This is a genomic window from Streptomyces sp. NRRL F-5630, assembly GCF_000719475.1.
GTDB lineage: Bacteria > Actinomycetota > Actinomycetes > Streptomycetales > Streptomycetaceae > Streptomyces.
In genome coordinates, this window is record NZ_JOGO01000049.1 from 1 (window position 1) to 19234 (window position 19234).

Genomic DNA, 19234 nt, shown 5'->3' on the forward strand with positions numbered 1-19234 from the left:
CCGTACACACCCCGCCGCCCCCGCCCTCGTACGCCCTCCCGACGCCACGCACGCCTCCACCCCCACCAGGCCCCGCCCCCACCGCGCACCCACCCCCACCCCCTTCGCGCCCCCCGTCGTCTCGTGGTGTCCGTGAGTTCACCTGGGGTTCGTGTGGACGAAGCGGCCCGCTGCCAGCCTTCCCGCAGCAGAGGGCCCGGGGCCGGACCGGGCCGCGGTGGTGCCGGTACGGCGCCGGGGGAGGCGGACGGCCGGATGGACGGGGTCGACGCGGTCACGGAGTCCCTGCCGGGGGTCTTCGCCGGGGCGGTGTTCCTGCTCTTCGGGGGATGTCTGCTCGTGTGGACCTGTGCGCGTCTCGCGCTCAGGGCCCCGGTGGCCGAGGGGGTCAGGACGGGCACAGCCGTCGCGCTCGCGCTGCTGTTCTCCGTGGGCAGTCTCGGGCTCGGGGCCTGGTGCTTCGGGCGGATCTGAAACGGCTGGGGCGGGGGACGGGCGTACCGCCGTTGTCGTAGAGGGGTGCCGAGGCGGGCGCGGGCCGGTGTGCGCGGGGGCGACGGGGAGGGCGCTGGGGGTGGCGGACCGGCGCGTGAGGGTGCCCCGTACGCGTACCGCCGGAGGCGCCCGCACCCCCTCCCACCTGCGACGGAGCCAGGACGGCCCGTATCACCGCACTCCGTGCGAAACGGCGGGGAGCTGGTCCGGGCGGCAGGAATGGCGGTAGTCGGGTTACCGTTCGAGTGGCCGTTGCGGGCTTTTCCCGTTTGACACGGGGGCGGGAGGTACCGTCACACTCCGCAGCGTCAGCAGTCACCCACCCGCAGGAGTGTGGGAGGCGTCGGGCCCCCTGTGGCCCGGCCCCGGGCACGTGTCCACGTCCCGCGGACCTTGAGCCTCGACCGGAGAGAAGAGCCACGTTGTCCCCGACCAGCGAGACCGCGAACGGCGGTCGCCGACTCGTCATCGTCGAGTCGCCCGCCAAGGCGAAGACGATCAAGGGCTACCTGGGCCCCGGCTACACCGTCGAAGCGAGCGTCGGGCACATCCGCGACCTCCCCAGCGGTGCCGCCGAGGTCCCGGAGAAGTACACCGGCGAGACGCGCCGCCTCGGGGTCGACGTGGAGCACGACTTCCAGCCCGTCTACGTCGTCAACGCGGACAAGAAGTCCCAGGTCAAGAAGCTCAAGGACCTGCTGCGCGAGTCCGACGAACTCTTCCTCGCCACCGATGAGGACCGGGAGGGCGAGGCGATCGCCTGGCACCTCCAGGAGGTGCTCAAGCCGAAGATCCCCGTCCACCGGATGGTCTTCCACGAGATCACCAAGGACGCGATCCGCGCCGCCGTCGCCAACCCGCGCGAGCTCAACCAGAAGCTCGTGGACGCCCAGGAGACCCGCCGCATCCTCGACCGGCTCTACGGTTACGAGGTCTCCCCCGTGCTGTGGAAGAAGGTCATGTCGGGCCTGTCGGCCGGGCGTGTCCAGTCCGTCGCCACGCGCCTCGTCGTCGAGCGGGAACGCGAGCGCATCGCCTTCCGTTCGGCCGAGTACTGGGACCTGACCGGCACTTTCGGCACGGGACGCACGGGGGACGCGAGCGATCCCTCCACCGTCGTCGCGCGCCTGAACACCGTGGACGGCAAGCGCGTCGCGCAGGGCAGGGACTTCGACGCGAGCGGCCGGCTCAAGTCGGACGTCCTCCACCTCGACGAGCAGGCCGCGCGCACCCTGGCGGCCGCCCTCGCCGAGGCGAGCTTCGCCGTGCGCTCCGTGGAGTCGAAGCCGTACCGCCGCTCCCCGTACGCGCCCTTCCGCACCACGACCCTCCAGCAGGAGGCGAGCCGCAAGCTCGGCTTCGGCGCGAAGGCGACGATGCAGGTCGCGCAGAAGCTGTACGAGAACGGCTTCATCACCTACATGCGTACGGACTCCACGACGCTCTCCGACACGGCGATCTCCGCCGCGCGTGCCCAGGTCACGCAGCTGTACGGCGCCGATTACCTGCCGGACAAGCCGCGCACGTACGCCGGCAAGGTCAAGAACGCGCAGGAGGCGCACGAGGCGATCCGCCCCTCGGGGGACCGCTTCCGCACGCCCGCCGAGACCGGACTGACCGGCGACCAGTTCCGGCTCTACGAGCTCATCTGGAAGCGCACGGTCGCCTCGCAGATGAAGGACGCGACCGGCAACAGCGTCACCGTCCGCCTCGGCGGGACGGCCAGCGACGGCCGGAACGCCGAGTTCTCCGCCTCCGGCAAGACGATCACCTTCCACGGCTTCCTCAAGGCGTACGTGGAAGGCGCCGACGACCCGAACGCGGAGCTGGACGACCGCGAGCGGCGTCTGCCGCAGGTCGCCGAGGGCGACCCGCTGACCGCCGAGGAACTGACAGCCGACGGGCACTCCACCAAGCCGCCCGCCCGCTACACCGAGGCCAGCCTCGTCAAGGAGCTGGAGGAGCGCGAGATCGGCCGCCCCTCCACGTACGCCTCGATCCTCGGCACGATCCTCGACCGCGGCTACGTCTTCAAGAAGGGCACGGCGCTCGTCCCGTCCTTCCTTTCCTTCGCCGTCGTCAACCTCCTGGAGCGGCACTTCGGCCGCCTCGTCGACTACGACTTCACGGCGAAGATGGAGGACGACCTCGACCGCATCGCGCGCGGTGAGGCGCAGGCGGTGCCGTGGCTGCGCCGCTTCTACTTCGGCGAGGGCGACGGGGACGGCGCGGACGGCGCCGCCGCCGCCGCGGGCAACGGGGACGGCGACCACCTCGGCGGTCTCAAGGAACTCGTGACCGACCTCGGCGCGATCGACGCGCGCGAGATCTCCTCCTTCCCGGTCGGCGACGGCATCGTGCTGCGCGTCGGGCGGTACGGGCCCTACGTCGAGCGCGGCGAGAAGGGCACCGAGGAGTACCAGCACGCCGACATCCCGAGCGACCTCGCGCCCGACGAGCTGACCGTCGAGTTCGCGGAGGAGCAGCTCGCCAAGCCGAGCGGTGACTTCGAGCTGGGCACGGATCCCGAGACGGGCCGCGAGATCGTCGCGAAGAACGGCCGCTACGGGCCGTACGTGACGGAGATCCTCCCCGAGGGCACCCCGAAGACCGGCAAGAACGCGGTCAAGCCCCGCACCGCCTCGCTCTTCAAGTCGATGACCCTCGACACGGTGACGCTCCAGGACGCGCTCAAGCTCATGTCGCTGCCGCGCGTCGTCGGTGTCGACCCCGAGGGCGTCGAGATCACCGCGCAGAACGGCCGCTACGGCCCGTACCTCAAGCGCGGCACGGACTCGCGGTCGCTCCAGACCGAGGACCAGATCTTCGACATCACGCTCGACGAGGCGCTCGCGATCTACGCGCAGCCCAAGCAGCGCGGTCGTGCCGCCGCCAAGCCGCCGCTCAAGGAGCTGGGCGAGGACCCGGTCAGCGGCAAGCCCGTCGTCGTCAAGGACGGCCGCTTCGGCGCGTACGTGACCGACGGCGAGACCAACGCGACGCTGCGGGCCTCCGACAGCGTCGAGGACCTCACGCCGGAACGCGGGTACGAGCTGCTCGCGGAGAAGCGCGCGAAGGGACCGGCGAAGAAGACCGCCAAGAAGGCCGCGAAGAAGGCGCCCGCGAAGAAGGCCGCAGCGAAGAAGACGGCCGCGACCGGGACCGCCAAGAAGACGGCGGCGAAGAAGACGACGACCGCCAAGAAGACGGCCACGAAGACGACCGCGGCCAAGAAGACGGCGGCCGGAGCGCGGTCGGGCTCGGGCGGCGACCAGGGCGACGGCGGGGAGTGACCCCCGCGAGGTGACGGACACGGCGAGGGCCGGGCGGCGAGGAGCTGCCCGGCCCTCGCCGCGCGTGCGGTGGCTGTTCGATGTCCCGGCCCGCGTGGGCGGAGCCTGCCCGGCCCGCCCGCGTGCGCGGACTTTTCTCCGGGACCCGTCACACGGTTGTTTGGCGGCGCTGAGCTGGGTACGGGCACGACGCGGGGTTGATCACGGCGCCCCGGTCCCTCGGCGGAAGGAGAAGAAGGCGTGCGGGTGAGAGGTCGTATGTTCGGGCGCGGCCCCGGGATGTCCGATCCGGCCGATAGGCTGGCCGAATGATGCGAGCCGAGCAGGAGGCGGACGCCGCCCGGACCTCCGACCACGCGACGTCAGGCAGCGCGACCTCGGGGAACCCGACCTCGGACAGTCCCCTGGTCGCGGACTCCCGCGAGCGCGCGGTCCGCGCGCTGCTGCGCTCGCAGCCCCTCAAGCGGCTGTGGAGCGCTCAGTTCGTGGGCGGCGTCGGCGATGTCCTCGCGCTGCTCGTGCTCGTCGTCCTCGTGCTCCAGTCGGCCGTGCTCCAGGGCTCCTTCGGCGGTGGCTACCGCGGCGCGGCCCTCGCGGTCGCGGCCGTCGTCGGCGCGCGCCTCGTCGCCACCCTGCTCTTCGGCGCCGTGCTGCTCGGCCCGCTCACCGCGCTCACCGCGCCCGAGGGCCCGCTCGACCGGCGCTGGACCATGACCGGCGCCGACGGGGTGCGGGCCGCGCTGCTCATCGTGGCCCCGCTGTGGATCGACTGGACTCCGGGCAACGCGCTCGCGCTCCTCCTCGTCACCGTGTTCGTCGCCGGACTCGCCGAGCGGCTGTGGACGGTGTGCCGCGAGAGTGCGGCGCCCGCGCTGCTGCCCGCCCCGCCGGTCGAGGGCGAGGCGGTGCGTCCGCTCCCCGACCACCTGCGCGCCCTGCGCACGCTGTCGGTGCGCACGAGCTTCCTCGCGATCCCGGCCGCGGCGCTCACGCTCGTCGCCGTCACCCTCGTGGGGAACCTGCTCGGCGCGGGCCTCGACTGGTTCGCGCTGCACCAGGCCGCGCTCGCCTCGTACGTCGCCGCCGGTTTCTTCGCCGCCTCCCTCTCCGTGGTCTCCACGCTCGAACTGCCCGCCGCCCGCACGCCGCGTCCGCGCTCCCCGCTGGAGGGCCTGCGACGGCCCCGGACCGCCGGAGCGGAGGACGGCGGCGCGCGGGACAAGGGGCGTACGGGCGCTGTCCCCGCCCTCGTCGGCGCGGGCGCGGCGGTCGCCGGGGCGATCGCCGCCGCCGTCGGCGTCGCCGTGCTGCACGCGGCCGATCTCGGGGGCGGGCCGGTCGCGTACGGCCTCTTCGTGCTCGCGCTCGTCGGCGGCACCGCGCTCGGCATCCGCGGCGCGCGCGCCGTCCTGCCCGCGCTCTCGCGGCGCCGCCTGCTCGCGCTCGCGATCGCGCTCGCCGGGCTCTCGCTGCTGATCGCCGGGCTCGTCCCCGACATCACCACGGTCCTGCTGCTCCTGCTGCTCGCCGGTTTCGTGGCGGGCGTCTCCGCCCACACGGCGCACGCGCTGCTCGACCAGGAGACCGAGGAGCCGCGCCGGGCCCGTACGACCGAGCACCTCCAGGCCGTGGCGCGCGTGACCGCCGCGCTCGCCGCGCTCGCCGCCCCGGTCGTCGCCGCCCTCATCGGTCCGCACCGCGTGGAGAACGGCAAGTTCACCTTCGACCACGCCGGAGCCTCGTACACGCTGATGCTCGTCGGCGCGCTGCTCCTCCCCGTCGCCGCGCTCGTCCTCGCCAAGACCGACGACCGCAGCGGGGTGCCGCTGCGCCGCGATCTGCGGGAGGCCCTGCGCGGCGGGGAGCCCGGGCAGGCGCCCCCGGCGACCGGTTTCTTCCTCGCTCTCGAAGGCGGCGACGGGGCGGGCAAGTCGACGCAGGCCGAGGCGCTCGCCGAGTGGATCAGGGCCAAGGGCCACGAGGTCGTCCTCACCCGCGAGCCCGGCGCCACGCCGGTCGGCAAGCGGCTGCGCTCGATCCTCCTCGACGTCTCCAGCGCCGGGCTCTCGCACCGGGCCGAGGCGCTGCTGTACGCGGCCGACCGCGCCGAGCACGTCGACACCGTCGTACGCCCCGCGCTCGAACGCGGCGCGATCGTCATCACCGACCGGTACGTCGACTCCTCCGTCGCCTACCAGGGCGCGGGCCGCGACCTCTCGCCCGTCGAGGTGGCGCGGATCTCGCGCTGGGCGACCGGCGGTCTCGTGCCGAACCTGACGGTGCTCCTCGACGTGCCCCCCGAGGCCGCGCGCGAACGCTTCACCGAGGCGCCGGACCGCCTGGAGTCGGAGCCCGCCGAGTTCCACGCGCGGGTGCGGGCCGGGTTCCTCACCCTCGCCGCCGCCGCGCCCGAGCGGTACCTCGTGGTGGACGGGGCCCAGGAGCCCGAGTCCGTCACCCGGACCGTGCGGCACCGCCTCGACCAGCTCCTCCCCCTCTCCGAGGCCGAGATCCGGGCCCAGGAGGAGGCGCGCAAGGCCGCCGAGGAGGAGGCCAGGCGCAAGGCCGAGGAAGAGGCCGCGCGCAAGGCCGAGGAGGAGCGCCAGGAGCGCGAGCGGCAGGAGCAGCTCGCCAAGCTCCGCGCCGAGCAGGAGGAGCGCAAGCGCCGCGAGCTGGAGGAGGCCCGGCGGCAGGAGGAACTGCGCCGCGAGGAGGAGGCCCGCCAGCGCGAGGAGGAGGAACGCCGCCGCGCCGAGGAGGAGCAGCGCAAGCGCGAGGCGGAGAAGGCGGCGCACGAGGCCGAGCAGGAACGACTCCGCAAGCAGGCCGCCGAGGAGAAGCGGCTGCGCGAGGAGGCCGAGCAGCGCCGCGTCGAGAAGCAGCGCAAGGCCGAGGAGGCACTGCTGCGGGCGGAGCGAGCGCGGAAGCTCGCTGAGGAGCAGGAGGCGGCGGCCCGGGAGGCCGAGGAGCGGGAGGCGGCCGAGCGGCGGGCCCGTGAGGAGGCGCAGCGGGAGGCGGCCGAGCGAGAGGCGGCTGAGCAGCGGGCCCGTGAGGCGGCTGAGCGGGCCGAGCGGGAGGCGGCCGAGCGGGAGGCCGGTGGCCCGGCCGGTCCCGCCGGTACCGTGCCCGACAACGAGACGACGGTGCCGACGCCGGTCGTCAGCTTCCGCAAGTCCGACGCCATACGGGACGAGGAGCCCGGGGCGGCACGGGACGAGGACGAGGAGCCGCGGTCCGGCGCCGGCTTCGCGGCGGGCGACCAGGACACCACGGTGTCCACACCGGTCGTGCGTCCCGGCGCCGAGGACGAGACGACCGTGCTCCCCCAGTACCGCGAGCCCGCGGACGCGGGACGGGACGGTGCCGAGGACGAGACCACGGTGCTGCCGCAGTACCGGGAGCCCGGGGCCCCCGCCTCCGGCGGTGCCCCGCAGGCCCCGGCGGACAACCCCGCCGACAGGGTGCCGCCCGGGTTCTTCCGCGACGAGCGCCCCGGCCGGCCTCCCGCCGGGCTCGGCCCCGACGACCGTACGCGCGAGCTGCCCCAGGTGGACGAGACCGGCGCCCCGCGCCACCGTCCCCGCCCCGCCTGGGCCGAGGAGACGCCGCTCGACGACCTGCCGACGCTGGCGGACGAACTCCTCGGGGCGCGGTTCGAGCCCCGGGAGCCGGAAGCCGGGCCGGGGGCCGGTTCCGGACCGGAGCCCGGAACGGCGTCGGGCTCGGGTACGGGCGCGGGTCCGGGTTCGGTTTCGGGCACGGCCTCGGGTTCGGGGGAGAAGGAGCGGAAGCGCCGTGGCTGGGGCGGGCGAGGGCGGAAGGACTGACACCGCCGGTCTAAGGGCCCACCCCTCGATCGCCTCCGTCCCCCCACGGTCCGCTCCCCGCTTGTCAGTGCCTTCGCCCACAATGGAGGGCGAGGTACGACGAAAGGTGCGGTGACCGATGGCGGTCTGGGACGACCTGGTGGGCCAGGAGCGGGTGAGCGCTCAGCTCGCCGCCGCGGGGAAGGACGCCGACGCGCTGGTCACGACCGTTGCCGGGGGCGGGCAGGCGGAGGCGGGCTCGCGGATGACGCACGCCTGGCTGTTCACTGGCCCGCCCGGTTCCGGGCGGGCCGAGGCGGCGCGGGCCTTCGCCGCCGCGCTCCAGTGCGTCAGCCCGGACCGGGCGCTGGGTGGGGAGCCCGGCTGCGGCTTCTGCGAGGGCTGTCACACGGCGCTCATCGGGACCCACGCCGACGTCGAGTTCGTACGGACCGACCTCCTGTCGATCGGTGTGAAGGAGACGCGCGACCTGGTGCGGCGCGCGCAGCTCTCGCCCGCCACCGGGCGCTGGCAGGTCATCGTCCTGGAGGACGCCGACCGCCTCACCGAAGGCGCGGGGAACGTGCTGCTCAAGGCCGTGGAGGAGCCAGCGCCCCGTACGGTCTGGCTGCTGTGCGCGCCCTCGCTGGAGGACGTGCTGCCCACCATCCGCTCCCGCTGCCGGCACCTGAGCCTGCGGACGCCCCCCGTGGACGCCGTCGCCGACCTCCTCGTCCGCAGGGACGGCGTCGACCCGGCGCTCGCCGCCTCCGTCGCGCGTGCCACCCAGGGGCACATCGACCGCGCGCGGCGGCTCGCGACCGACGAGCGGGCCCGCGCCCGCCGGGCGGCGGTGCTGAAGCTGCCGGTGCGGCTCGGGGACGTCGGTGCTGGGCTGCGCGCCGCGCAGGAGCTGATCGACGCGGCGGGGGACGACGCCAAGGAGGTCGCGGAGGTGACGGACGAGAAGGAGACGGAGGAACTGCGCGCCGCCCTCGGCGCCCAGGCCGGCGGCCGGCTCCCGCGCGGCACCGCCGGGGCGATGAAGGAACTCCAGGACCGGCAGAAGCGCCGCTCGACCCGTACCCAGCGCGACAGCCTCGACCTCGCGCTGCTCGACCTCACCGGCTTCTACCGCGACGTGCTCGCCCTCCAGTTCGGCGCGGGCGCGGAGATCGCCAACGAGGACGTACGGGATTCCGTCGAGCGCGTCGCGCGCGAGAGCCGCCCGGAGTCCACCCTGCGCCGCATGGAGGCCATCGGCGCCTGCCGCGACGCCCTCGCCAGGAACGTGTCACCGCTCCTCGCGGTGGAGTCGATGGCGATGGCCCTCCGGGCGGGGTGAGGACGGGCGGATGCGTCCGGGTGCGGGTCGCGGGGAGGGACGAACAGAAGGACGGGGAACAGGAGCACGGCGAACAGAAGCATGGCGAACAGGAGCACGGGGAACAGGAGCATGGCGAGCGCGGATAGTAGTGGCGAGGTCGCACACCGTTAAGCTCGCTGAATGCTCCTCCCGCCCCGCCCTGCCCACTTCCCCTCCCGTACGCCTTGGAGCGCCGGACTCGCCACGGTCCTCGCGCTCGCCCTGGCCACCGCCGCCCCGGTCGCGGCCGGGAAGGCGCGGGCGGCGGAGCCCCCGTACGAAGCCCGCCTCGCCCCGTACTACGGCCAGCACCTCGACTGGCACCCGTGCGGCAAGCCCGCCCCGCACGCCACCGCCCCGCAGCCCACCGCCGCACGCGCCACCGCCGCCGCTCGCGAGGGCGGCTTCGTCTGCGCCACCGTCCGCGTCCCGCTCGACTACGCGGACCCGAGCGGCGCCGAGGTTCCGCTCGCCGTCGCGCGCAAGCCCGCGACCGGGCCGGGCGGGCGCCTCGGCTCCCTCCTGCTCAACCCGGGTGGCCCCGGGGGCTCGGCGGTGGACTTCCTGACGGGGTACGGGGGCGCGCACTATCCCGAGGCGGTACGCGCGCGGTACGACCTGGTAGGCGTTGACCCGCGCGGGGTCGGGCACAGCGCCCCGGTGGGCTGCCTCGACGGACCGGCCATGGACCGCTGGGCCGCCACCGACCTCACGCCCGACGACGCCGCCGAGACGGCGGCGCTGCGCCGCTCGTTCCACGGCTTCGCCGACGCCTGCCGCAGCCGTACCGGCAAGCTCCTCGGCCACGTCTCGACGGCCGAGGCGGCACGTGACCTGGACATCGTGCGCGCGGTACTCGGCGAGCGGAGGCTCGACTACGTCGGCGCCTCGTACGGCACCTACCTCGGCGCCATGTACGCGGACCTCTTCCCGCGCCGCGTCGGCCGCATGGTCCTCGACGGCGCGATGGACCCCTCGATCGGCTCCCGCCGCCTGAGCCTGGAGGAGGCGGCCGGCTTCGAGACGGCCTTCCGCGCCTTCCTCCGCGACTGCGCGCGGCGCGAGGACTGCCCCCTCCCCGCCACCGAGGCCGCGGCGAACCACACACTCGCCGCCTTCCTCGCCGCCCTTGACCGCACCCCGCTCCGTACGGACGACGGCAAGCGGCGGCTCACCGAGGCACAGGCCACCACCGGCATCATCGCCGCCCTCTACACCGAGGCCGCCTGGCCCGCGCTGCGCCAGGCCCTCGGCGAGGCGAGCGGGAGCGGCAAGGACGGCACGACCCTGCTGAGCATGTCCGACGCCTACTACGAGCGCGGCGCGAACGGTCACTACTCGCCCCTCATGGCCGCCAACGCCGCCGTGAACTGCCTCGACGCCCCTCCCGCCTTCACCGGCCCCGCAGCAGTACGCGCCGCACTGCCCGACTTCGAAAAGGCGTCCCCCGTCTTCGGCCGCGCGCTGGCCTGGACGGCCCTGAACTGCGCCGACTGGCCCCACCCCGCCACCGGCACCCCGCACCGCGTCACGGCCCCCGGCGCACCCCCGATCGTCGTCGTCGGCACGACCCGGGACCCCGCCACCCCCTACCGCTGGGCCCGCTCCCTGGCCGCCCAGCTCACCTCCGGCCACCTCCTCACCTACGACGGGGACGGCCACACGGCGTTCAACAGGGGCAGCACCTGCGTCGACACCACCCTCACCACCTACCTCCTCACCGGCGCCCCACCCACCCCCCGCACCACCTGCCACTGACCCCGCCCCCGCCCTGGTCGGAACCACCCCCGAGACCTGTGTAGACTTGCCGAGGCTGCTGCACCACCACGGAACAGCACACCAGCCGCCTTAGCTCAGTTGGCCAGAGCAACGCACTCGTAATGCGTAGGTCTCGGGTTCGAATCCCGAAGGCGGCTCCGCCGAACCCCAGGTCACGTAGGTCGTGACCTGGGGTTTTCTGGTGGTCTGGCGCGTGACGGGGCGCACGGTGGGGCTGCCCTGACGTTCTTCTCACCGAGGCGAAGCGGGAGATCAGCGTCCTCGTCTTCTCCGGCACCTTCTTCGCCCAGTCCAACCCGCACGTCGCCAAGATGCTCGCCGCCCGGGCCTCGGAAGGCGTGCGCGTACGCCTGTGCTTCGGCGACCCGCAGGGCCAGGCGATCGCGACCCGGGGACGGGAGGAAGGCATTGGCGACGCCTTGGCCGCGAAGATCCGCGCCTCGCTCACGTACTACCGTTCGCTTCTCGGCGCGACGGGCTGCGGCGTCCGGCTGCACGACACAACCCTGTACGCCTCGATGTTCCGCTACGACGACGACCTGCTCGTCAACCCGCACGTGTGGGGCCAACCGGCCAGCGCCAACCCGCTGTTCCACCTCCGGCAAGCCGATGACGGGGGCTGGTTCGCGACCTACGCTGAGAGCTTCGAAGCCGTCTGGGCCGGCGCGCGGCCGTGGACTCCCGAGCAGTGAGGACGGCCTCCAGCAAGGCGAAGGAATGGTTGGCCACGAGGCGGGTGAGGCGTTCGTCTGCGTGGTGCTCGTCCCGCAGGAAGCGGGCGCCGTCGAGGGGGTGGAAGCCGGTGGTGGCGAGCCTGGGGGCATACCCGACGTCGTGAAGGGTGGCGGCGCATATCAGCAGCTCGGACGCCTGGATGAGGGAGCCGAGAGCGGTAGCTCGAGCGGTCACTCCTTGCGTATGCGCCCAGCGCCGCGGAAGCGGGACAGCAAGCTCGGCGCTTGCTACACCGAAGGCCCAGGACGCACTCATCCTCCTCATGGGTGCATGCCTACCCAACCGCAGGGATTTGCTACTGAGGCTGAACTCGTGATGTCGCGTTCGGCTGGCCGGGGGCCGCTCCGTGCGATATCGCCGTGGGGTGCGGTATCCGCAAGGAGGCGGGCTGACCGCCGAGCGCCGGGAGTTCCGGGAACGGTTGGGGCTGGAGGCGGCCGAGCGGTTCGCGCGCGGTGAGACGAACGCGGCGGTCGCCAAGGAACTGCGGGCCAGCGTCCGCTCCGTGCGGCGCTGGAGCCGGGCCTGGGCCCCGGGCGGCTCACAGGCCCTGAACTCCGGCCCCGGGCGGCCCCCAGGACCTGAACTCCAGCCCCGGGCGGCTCACAGGGCCTGAACTCCAGTGGGCCGGCATCGCTGCCCCGGCTGAGCGACGAGCGGTTCACCACGCTGGAAGGGGAGCTCGCCAAGGGGCCGGCTGCCCCGGGCTGGGAGGACCAGCGCTGGACACTGGGCCGGATCAAGACGGTGATCGTTCGGCGCTTCCACGTGACCCTGCGCGGCTCAGCGAGGGGGTGCTCCTTACCGGCTGTGTGCGGCACAGCCGGGAAGCGCCCGCGGGCCCCGCCTGGCCTGGGGTTCATGGACGACAACCACCTCGGGGAGTTCCTCCGCGCGCCGCGCCGGACTGCGCCCGCAGGACGTGAACATGGCAAGTCACGGAGTGCGCAGGGTGGCGGGACTGCGGCGCGAGGAGGTCGCCGTCCTGGCGGGGGTCGACGACGCCGACTACTACACCCGGCTGGAACAAGGCAGGGAACGTCATCCCTCGGCCCAGGTGCTGGACGCGCTCAGCCGCGCCCTGCTGCTCGAGGTGGACGCCCCCGACCACCTGCGCCGACCCCGGGGCGGGCGCCTGCTGCCGAAGGGCGGTTGGGGGCGCCGATACGGCGCGCCGCGTCGTCCAGAAGCCCGTGATCGGCGCGGTGCCTACGCCGTGGAGAGCGCCGTCGTGAACGGGCACGGCGTGCCGCGGGGGCACCTGCGCACGTGATCGGCGAGTTGTCCGGTCACAGGCTCGCTCCCGTCACGTGAGGGGGTGTGCCGCACCCCGTCACGGCCTGCCCTGGTTGACGCGCCTCGCGCTGCCCAGACTCGGGGAAGGACCGGCGGGAGAAGCCCTCGTCGGCGGCTTGGGAGTGGGGCTCGCGCTGGGCACCGCTCCGATCGATCGGGAGGCAACACCATGACGCGGATCAGCAGGACCGTGGTGGTCACCGGGGCAAGCAGCGGCATCGGGGAGGCGACCGCGCTCCGTCTGGCAGCGGACGGACACCGGGTGTTCCTCGGTGCGCGCCGCACCGACCGCTTGCGGCGGCTGGCAGCACGGATCACGCGGGAGGGAGGCGTCGCCGCCTTCCACGCCCTCGACGTGACGGACGCCTCCGGCACGCAGACGTTCATGGACGCGGCGCTGCACGAGTACGGCCGGATCGACGTCGTCGTCAACAACGCGGGAGTGATGCCCCTGTCACCGCTGGCGGCTCTCAGGACCGACGAGTGGGACCGCATGATCGACGTGAACGTGCGGGGTGTGCTCCACGGCATCGCCGCCGCTTTGCCCGCCATGCGCGCCCAGGGTGCCGGCCACTTCGTGAACATCGCCTCCGTCGGGGCGTACGAGGTCTCGCCCACGGCGGCCGTCTACTGCGCCACCAAGTTCGCCGTCCGGGCGCTGTCGGAGGGGTTGCGGCAGGAGTCCGACGGAAGTATCCGGGTCACCCTCGTCTCCCCGGGAGTCACTGAGTCCGAACTCGCCGACAACCTCAGCGATCCGGAGGCGAGGAGCGCCATGCAGACCTACCGTGCGGTGGCGCTGCCCGCCTCCGCCATCGCGGACGCCATCGCCTACGCCGTCGGCCAGCCGCCGGGCACCGATGTCAACGAGATCGTCGTCCGGCCCGCCGGGGGAGCCCAATGATTCGCGCGATACGCACGGAGACCCGCACCTCCCGAGGGCAGACTCCTTGCCTTGGCTCCGCCTGCGGATCTCCTCCCAGGCCCTACAGGGATGTGTCCGCGTGGGCGTTCCAGCGTTTGGCGAGGTCGGTGGCGTAGGCCGCCGGGTCGCTGGCGAAGGCCGCGTTGTTGATGCCGGACCGGGCGACGGCCAGTTCTCCGTGGCTGTTCACCCGCACCATGGTGGTGGAGCCGTGCGGCCGTGTCCCGTCTCGCAGCCGGTCTCCGTCGACCACCAGCAGCAGGTCACCGAATGCTGCCCGGGTCTCGGCGGCCGTCGTGGTGGGCGGGCTGCCCGTCAGGTTCGCGCTGCTCATATAGAGGTGCTCGAACTCGGCGAGGATTCCGGCGCATTCAGGAATCCACGGCATTGATGTGAAGAACACCATGCCGTCAAGGGTGGCCGGACGCAGCCAGCGGGGCCCATCGGGCCGGACCGGTGCCAGCAGGCTGACCCTCTCGGATTCGCCCAGCCATCGCATCATCGGCAGCACCTCCTCGGCGACGTCGAGATAGGGAGCCACCGCATCGATGTCCGTGACGGTGAGGCCGACCGGCTGGTCCGCGGGCCGCCCCTTCGCGCCATTGACGGCCGCTGCCTCCGTGCCGGTGATCGTGTAGGGCATCGGCGACGGCAAGGGGATGGCGACCGGCGCTCCCTCGCGCAAGGCGGCCACGGCCCGGCGCACCGTGTCGTCTCCGACCGGCGGGACTGACATGAGAACTTCCCCTTCGCATCGATGTCCGGCGCTCATCCTGGCCCGTGCCACCGGCGGGCTCGGGAGACGGCTACCCGGAGGGCGGGGGCGGCAGTCCGGGGAGGTCCTGCGGACGGTGCGAGGCGCGGGCCCCGAGGAAGATCTGTACGGGGAGAGACGTGGAGGCTTGCGACCGCACCACGGGACGGTGCCGGCGTGTGAGCGGCACTCCGCGGATGGCACAGGGGCGGCCAACGGACGAGGGCGCCACGGCTATCGCGTACTACAGGACATGCGGCGCATCCTCGATGCACTCACCGCCTGGTAGGCGGCCGTGCCGGGCCTCCCGGGTCGCCTGGACCGCAGCCCCATCGTCGCGACCGGCCACTCCCTCGGCCGCTGGACCGCCGGCAACCCGGTGGACCTGCCCGCCACGGACCCGCAGACCGCTTGGTCGGCATCCAACCGGCCACCGCCGCCAAGGACGGCACCGAACTCCCTGTTCACACCCCGATGCGTACGCTTCCCGCAGGGCTCCGTGCGGTGGCGATCACGGGACCGCACGGAGATGCCCCTTGTCCGGAATTCGTATTTCAGACCCAGGACGTTGCTATGGCTTCGCCTCATGCCCATCCGCTCGCCCGGCTCGCTGAGCTGACCTTCCAGGCCGACGACGAGACGCTCGTCCGGGAAGTGCGCGCGCTTGTCGATCCGGCCGCCACGCTGCGCCTCGACGGAAAGGAGACTGACCTCGCCGGTTATCTCCGGCACCTGACGGAGCTGCGTTCCACTGTGGAGGAGGGGACGCTCACGGTGCTCGACGAGGTCGGCGAGGGCAGGACAGGCACCGTGGCGGCGCGGGTCACCGTGCGGATGGCCATGAAGGACGGCTCCGTCGTACGAGGCGAATCACACCTCGTCGGCCGACTCGGCGACGACGGCCGGATAACGAAGGTGGCCGACATCGGTCGGCTGCTCACGCCGGAGGACGACCCGGTCGAGCAGAGCTGAACAGCGCGCCCGACGAGTGAGCAGGGCACGACGGCCCCGCGTGCCCGCCCCGCTGACCCGTGGCAGAGGTGTGCCCGGGCTCCTTGGGGGGTGAGGACGGTTTCGCCGGGACCGCGGTGGTCCTTGTCCGCCCGCACGTGACGGCGGTCCGGGCGAGGGCATCGATGACGCGGTGCTCGCAGACCGCCCGCGGACCTCCTGGCCGTCCGCGCGCACCACTCACACCCGCGGTGCTCCGCCCCCGCCTCACGCCCCCGCTGCCCGGCACGCTCAGCCCCCCGCCCCGGCCGTCTCCTTGGAGGAGGCGGCGGCGGGCCGGGTCTTGGCACGCCGGGCAGGTCGGGACGCCCTCTGGTGCACCGCGCCCCTCCCGTGCACACACTGGGCCATGGACATGGGTATCGCACTACCTCAGTACGGCACACAGGCGCGGCCCGAGGTGATCGGCGCGTTCGCGCGGGACGCCGAGGACGCCGGATTCGACTCCCTGTGGGTCGGCGACCGCTCCCTGACCCCCGTCTCGCCCAGTGACCTCTACCCGGGTCACACCCCCGACGTCCCCTATCCGCCGCAGTACAAGACCTTCCTCGACCCTCTCGTCGTGCTGACGCTGGCCGCGGCGAGCACGCGGCGGGCGCGCCTGGGCACCAGCACACTCAACGCGCCCTGGTATCCGGCGCTGCTGCTCGCCAGGTCCCTCACCTCGCTCGACCTCGCGAGCGGCGGCCGCCTGGACCCGGGGCTCGGCATCGGGTGGCTGCGCGACGAATACACCGCCGTCAACGCCGACTTCGACAAGCGCGGCGCGCGGCTTGAGGAGATCCTCGACGTGCTCGACGCGTACTGGACGCAGGAGGAGTTCGCGCACGACGGCCCGCACTGGACGATCCCGCGCTCCTACGTGGGCCTTCGCCCGGCGGCGCCGGGCGGGCCGCCGGTGTACCTGGGCGGGTTCTCCCCTGCCGCGATGCGCCGGATCGGGCGCCGGGCGGCAGGCTGGGTGGGCACGGTGCTTCCCGAACCCGCGTACACCGCTCTGTGGGACACCGCGCGCCGGGCGGCCGAGGAAGCGGGGCGGGACCCCGGTGCGCTGCGGCGGCTGATCCGGTACAACCCGGGGCCGGGTGTCGGCGTGCCGGAGATCGCCGACACTCTGCTGGGGGTGCGCGAGGTGGGCGCCGAGGGCTGTTTCGTCGACCTGCAGCAGGCGACACGCGAGCCGCAGGAGGCGCTGGACCTGGGCATCCAGGTGCTGGAGCGGGTCCGGACCCGATGAAGCGGGTACGCCGTGCGCGTCCGGCGGGGCGGCGGGCAGGCGACATTGCTTGTCGTACGGACAGAACTGACACCTCTGCCTTCCTGCCACAACCCGGTCATGCGGAGGAGTACGCCGGTCAGCTTTGTCTCGCTCCGCTGTTCCCAAGGTTGGAGGGCGGAGGAGCGCCGGAAAGAGCGGAGCCGGCCGCCTCGGCTGTGAGCGCGGCGGAGAGGGGGGCTGCGTGGATCGGTTCGTTCGGCATGCGGCGGACTGTGCGCGGGCCGGCGGGTGGCTGTCTCTGGCTGGCGCCCGAGCCCGGCGTCAACGCCGATGCGCCGGAGCAGGCCCGCCTTCTCTGCATCAATGCGGGCGTGAGAGGACCGAAGCGGGCGTGACGGCGTCGGATCGGTGACGACATCGGGCGACTTTCCTCCTCGACCGGAATCAGGAACGGCGCGGAGGCGGGAAAGGCGTCCAAGGCCCGGGCGAGAGAGGCACTGCCGGCGGTCTGGCGCTTCGACGGCGGCGAGGCGCGCTCTGTGCTGGTAGTCGCGGCGGGTGAACCGCACGTCGTCCAGGACGATCCAGTAGTCCGCCGCGAACAGTTCGGCCAGCGTCGTCAGCCTTGGGAACAGGTTGGGTTGGTGGATCGCGCACAGGCCGCCGGGGGCCGGCAGGTCACTGCCGGAGGAGGTGGCTCGTGAAGCCGTCACGGACGAGGAATTCGTATGCATCGCTCACGTCCTCCGGGACGTGCTGGGGGATGGCGAATCCAAGTTCCGGGTACGTCATCACCCGTTGCAGGTCGCCGACCATCATGCTGATCACCATCCGCTCGTCGCCCATCGCCTTGAGGTAGGAGTCGAACGACAACGGGTCGGAGGCGCAAACCACTTCGGCCTCGGGCCACTGTTTGCGGAACGTGGCGAAGGCCCGCCGTTCCATGTACGGCATGCTGACCAGCAGCACGGAGCGTGGCCGGAAACCGGCGGCGGTGAGTGTCTCACGGGCGAAGGCGATGTTCTGGCCGGTGTTGGCTGCCCTGGGTTCCAGCAGCATCGCGTGGGCGGGGACACCGAGCGCGAGCGCGTGTTCGTGGAAGTGCACCGCCTCGCCACGAGGAAACGCGCCGAGGGTGTCCGAGCTGTTGCCGCCGGTGAACACGAGGGTGGGGAAGAGCCCGGCCCGGTACAAGTGGGCGGCATGGGTGCTGACGCCGAGGTCGTTGCAGCCCAGCGCGATGGCCGCGTCACAGGTTCGAGGTTCGTGACGCAACCGGTGGTAGTCCCAGATCAGCTGAGCCGCCTGCTGCTGCTCCTCGGTGATGTCCCGCGGTCGCTCGTCCGCCACGTATTGCTCCATGGTCAGTGATCGGTGGAAGTGAAGGCGTCCTCGCACGTCCGCCTGATGGCCTCGATGCTACGGAGCTGATGGCCGAGACCGAACCGTGCGGCGATCTGCGCGGCCTCGTCGAGAAGGCGGAGGCCGTCCTCACGGGTCGCGGGGTCGGTGCGCAGTACGTGGGCTCGCGCGGTGGTCAGCTGCACCCGCTGCATGGGCGACTCAAGGGCGCCCGAGGTCTGGGCGATTTCCAGATACCGGTAGGCGGCTGGGAGGTCCCCGGCGCCACGGCGGGCGAGCGCGAGTTTCTGGTGGGCAGCGGACCAGTCCTGGGGTTCGCCGAGTTCTTCGAAGGCACGCGTCGCCGCCTGCATGATGCGGGTCGCGAAGTCGTGCTCGCCTCCCTTGCTCAGCGTGGTGCCCACCCACAGCCGAGCCCTCGTGCGGTCGCGGGCGGAGAGCCGGTCATCGGAGGCCAGCGTTTGGTACGCGCGGGCGGCGCTCTCCAACTTGCCGAACATCTCGGCGGCGACGGCGAGCGACAGGTCGAGTTGGGCAACGCGGCGGGGGATATCGAGGTGGGCGAAGATCGCGCGGGCATGGACGTAGGAGTGCTGGGCCGACAGCGGTCCGACGAGAGTCCCCTGGTAGCGCTTGAGATCGCCGAGCAAGGCGGAGGAGCGGCCGAAGAGATACAGGCCCTTCTCATCCAGCTCGTGGGCCGCGAACCTGCCCAGCCACCGCGTGAGAAGGCTGTCGGCGAAGGCGAAGTCCTGCCGGGACAGGGCGACCACGACGCGGTCGAGGTCATCGGCCCATGACTCGTACTCCCACGCCCGGGGCCCGGAGAGGGTGACACTTCTGCCGGCGGTCGCGACGGAGTCGGCCATCTCCGACAGGAGCGTCTCGAAGCGCAGGTGGACCGCCGCGTCGGCTCGTCCGAGGGCCGTGTCGAGGATCGCTTGGGTATCGGGCCGCGGCTCGGTGGCGGCGAGCTTGCTCTCCCACTTGGACACGGTCGCGACCGCCAGGCCAAGACGCTCCGCGAAGGACCGCACGCTCAGCCTCATGGCGAGCCGCAGCGCCTTCGCCTCAAGCCCGGTCCAGCGGTGCACGGTCGCCACGCGTCGCTCCCTTCCGCCAGCCATCGAAGCAGACCCGAGGACGCGGCGGGACGGAAGTGGAACGGAAGTAGAACAAGCGGCGATTCCGTG

11 protein-coding genes, 1 tRNA gene and 5 pseudogenes are annotated in these 19234 nt (G+C 72.9%); 12 read left to right on the forward strand and 5 right to left on the reverse strand.

The window, feature by feature from the left end; genetic code table 11:
- Positions 1-255 precede the first annotated feature (255 nt).
- The 7 genes and pseudogenes from IF99_RS0121210 to IF99_RS35070 all read left to right on the forward strand — a co-directional run.
- The gene (locus IF99_RS0121210) at positions 256-474 is read left to right on the forward strand and encodes a hypothetical protein (protein ID WP_030998193.1); all 219 of its coding nucleotides are present in this window, start codon (positions 256-258) and stop codon (positions 472-474) included.
- Between the two features lie 443 nt (positions 475-917).
- Entirely contained in the window at positions 918-3788 is a 2871-nt protein-coding gene (gene topA / locus IF99_RS0121215; protein ID WP_030998194.1) for a type I DNA topoisomerase, read from the forward strand.
- Positions 3789-4099: 311 nt separating this feature from the next.
- Entirely contained in the window at positions 4100-7615 is a 3516-nt protein-coding gene (tmk, locus tag IF99_RS0121220) for a dTMP kinase (RefSeq protein WP_037827265.1), read from the forward strand.
- Between the two features lie 118 nt (positions 7616-7733).
- Positions 7734-8939 (forward strand): DNA polymerase III subunit delta', encoded by a 1206-nt coding sequence (locus IF99_RS0121225; RefSeq protein ID WP_030998196.1) that lies wholly within the window; start codon positions 7734-7736, stop codon positions 8937-8939.
- Between the two features lie 162 nt (positions 8940-9101).
- A complete protein-coding gene (locus IF99_RS0121235; RefSeq protein WP_030998197.1) occupies positions 9102-10718 on the forward strand; it encodes an alpha/beta hydrolase in 1617 nt (538 codons plus the stop codon).
- 84 nt (positions 10719-10802) lie between these two features.
- Positions 10803-10876: transfer RNA gene (locus tag IF99_RS0121240), tRNA-Thr, on the forward strand.
- 90 nt (positions 10877-10966) lie between these two features.
- Positions 10967-11431 (forward strand): annotated as a pseudogene (locus tag IF99_RS35070) (XRE family transcriptional regulator); the annotation flags it as partial.
- A 4-nt stretch (positions 11432-11435) separates the two neighbouring features.
- Here the strand turns inward: IF99_RS35070 and IF99_RS32695 are convergent.
- A pseudogene (locus IF99_RS32695) lies at positions 11436-11729 on the reverse strand (HD domain-containing protein); the annotation flags it as partial.
- A gap of 109 nt (positions 11730-11838) precedes the next feature.
- Between IF99_RS32695 and IF99_RS35790 the strand changes: the two are divergent.
- From IF99_RS35790 to IF99_RS0121255, 3 genes and pseudogenes are all read left to right on the forward strand, one after another.
- Positions 11839-12248 (forward strand): annotated as a pseudogene (locus IF99_RS35790) (helix-turn-helix domain-containing protein); the annotation flags it as partial.
- Between the two features lie 87 nt (positions 12249-12335).
- A pseudogene (locus IF99_RS32705) lies at positions 12336-12603 on the forward strand (helix-turn-helix domain-containing protein); the annotation flags it as partial.
- Positions 12604-12939: 336 nt separating this feature from the next.
- A complete protein-coding gene (locus IF99_RS0121255; protein WP_030998200.1) occupies positions 12940-13674 on the forward strand; it encodes an SDR family oxidoreductase in 735 nt (244 codons plus the stop codon).
- 82 nt (positions 13675-13756) lie between these two features.
- On the opposite strand, the gene IF99_RS0121260 is transcribed toward IF99_RS0121255, so the two are convergent.
- Complete coding sequence (locus IF99_RS0121260) at positions 13757-14431, reverse strand: Sua5/YciO/YrdC/YwlC family protein (protein ID WP_030998201.1); 675 nt, start codon at positions 14429-14431, stop codon at positions 13757-13759.
- A 591-nt stretch (positions 14432-15022) separates the two neighbouring features.
- On the opposite strand from IF99_RS0121260, the gene IF99_RS0121265 reads away from it, so the two are divergent.
- Positions 15023-15421 (forward strand): hypothetical protein, encoded by a 399-nt coding sequence (locus tag IF99_RS0121265; protein ID WP_030998202.1) that lies wholly within the window; start codon positions 15023-15025, stop codon positions 15419-15421.
- 388 nt (positions 15422-15809) lie between these two features.
- The gene (locus tag IF99_RS0121270; RefSeq protein WP_030998203.1) at positions 15810-16697 is read left to right on the forward strand and encodes a TIGR03619 family F420-dependent LLM class oxidoreductase; all 888 of its coding nucleotides are present in this window, start codon (positions 15810-15812) and stop codon (positions 16695-16697) included.
- A 515-nt stretch (positions 16698-17212) separates the two neighbouring features.
- Here IF99_RS0121270 and IF99_RS35795 read toward each other — a convergent pair.
- From IF99_RS35795 to IF99_RS0121280, 3 genes and pseudogenes are all read right to left on the reverse strand, one after another.
- Positions 17213-17413 (reverse strand): annotated as a pseudogene (locus IF99_RS35795) (WbqC family protein); the annotation flags it as partial.
- Positions 17358-18041, reverse strand: coding sequence for a YdcF family protein (locus IF99_RS0121275; protein WP_030998204.1), 684 nt, complete (start codon positions 18039-18041; stop codon positions 17358-17360). The gene IF99_RS0121275 and the pseudogene IF99_RS35795, both read right to left, overlap by 56 nt.
- Before the next feature lie 2 nt (positions 18042-18043).
- Positions 18044-19144 (reverse strand): helix-turn-helix domain-containing protein, encoded by a 1101-nt coding sequence (locus IF99_RS0121280; RefSeq protein WP_030998205.1) that lies wholly within the window; start codon positions 19142-19144, stop codon positions 18044-18046.
- Positions 19145-19234: the final 90 nt, after the last annotated feature.

Excerpts from the sequence above, each read along its gene's own strand:
- IF99_RS0121210 (WP_030998193.1), top strand. The coding sequence starts at position 256 with ATGGACGGGGTCGACGCGGTCACGGAGTCCCTGCCGGGGGTCTTCGCC.
- IF99_RS0121275 (WP_030998204.1), bottom strand. The coding sequence starts at position 18,041 with ATGGAGCAATACGTGGCGGACGAGCGACCGCGGGACATCACCGAGGAG.
- tmk (WP_037827265.1), top strand. The coding sequence starts at position 4,100 with ATGCGAGCCGAGCAGGAGGCGGACGCCGCCCGGACCTCCGACCACGCG.
- IF99_RS0121270 (WP_030998203.1), top strand. The coding sequence starts at position 15,810 with ATGGACATGGGTATCGCACTACCTCAGTACGGCACACAGGCGCGGCCC.
- IF99_RS0121260 (WP_030998201.1), bottom strand. The coding sequence starts at position 14,431 with ATGTCAGTCCCGCCGGTCGGAGACGACACGGTGCGCCGGGCCGTGGCC.
- IF99_RS0121235 (WP_030998197.1), top strand. The coding sequence starts at position 9,102 with ATGCTCCTCCCGCCCCGCCCTGCCCACTTCCCCTCCCGTACGCCTTGG.
- IF99_RS0121255 (WP_030998200.1), top strand. The coding sequence starts at position 12,940 with ATGACGCGGATCAGCAGGACCGTGGTGGTCACCGGGGCAAGCAGCGGC.
- IF99_RS0121265 (WP_030998202.1), top strand. The coding sequence starts at position 15,023 with ATGGCTTCGCCTCATGCCCATCCGCTCGCCCGGCTCGCTGAGCTGACC.
- IF99_RS0121225 (WP_030998196.1), top strand. The coding sequence starts at position 7,734 with ATGGCGGTCTGGGACGACCTGGTGGGCCAGGAGCGGGTGAGCGCTCAG.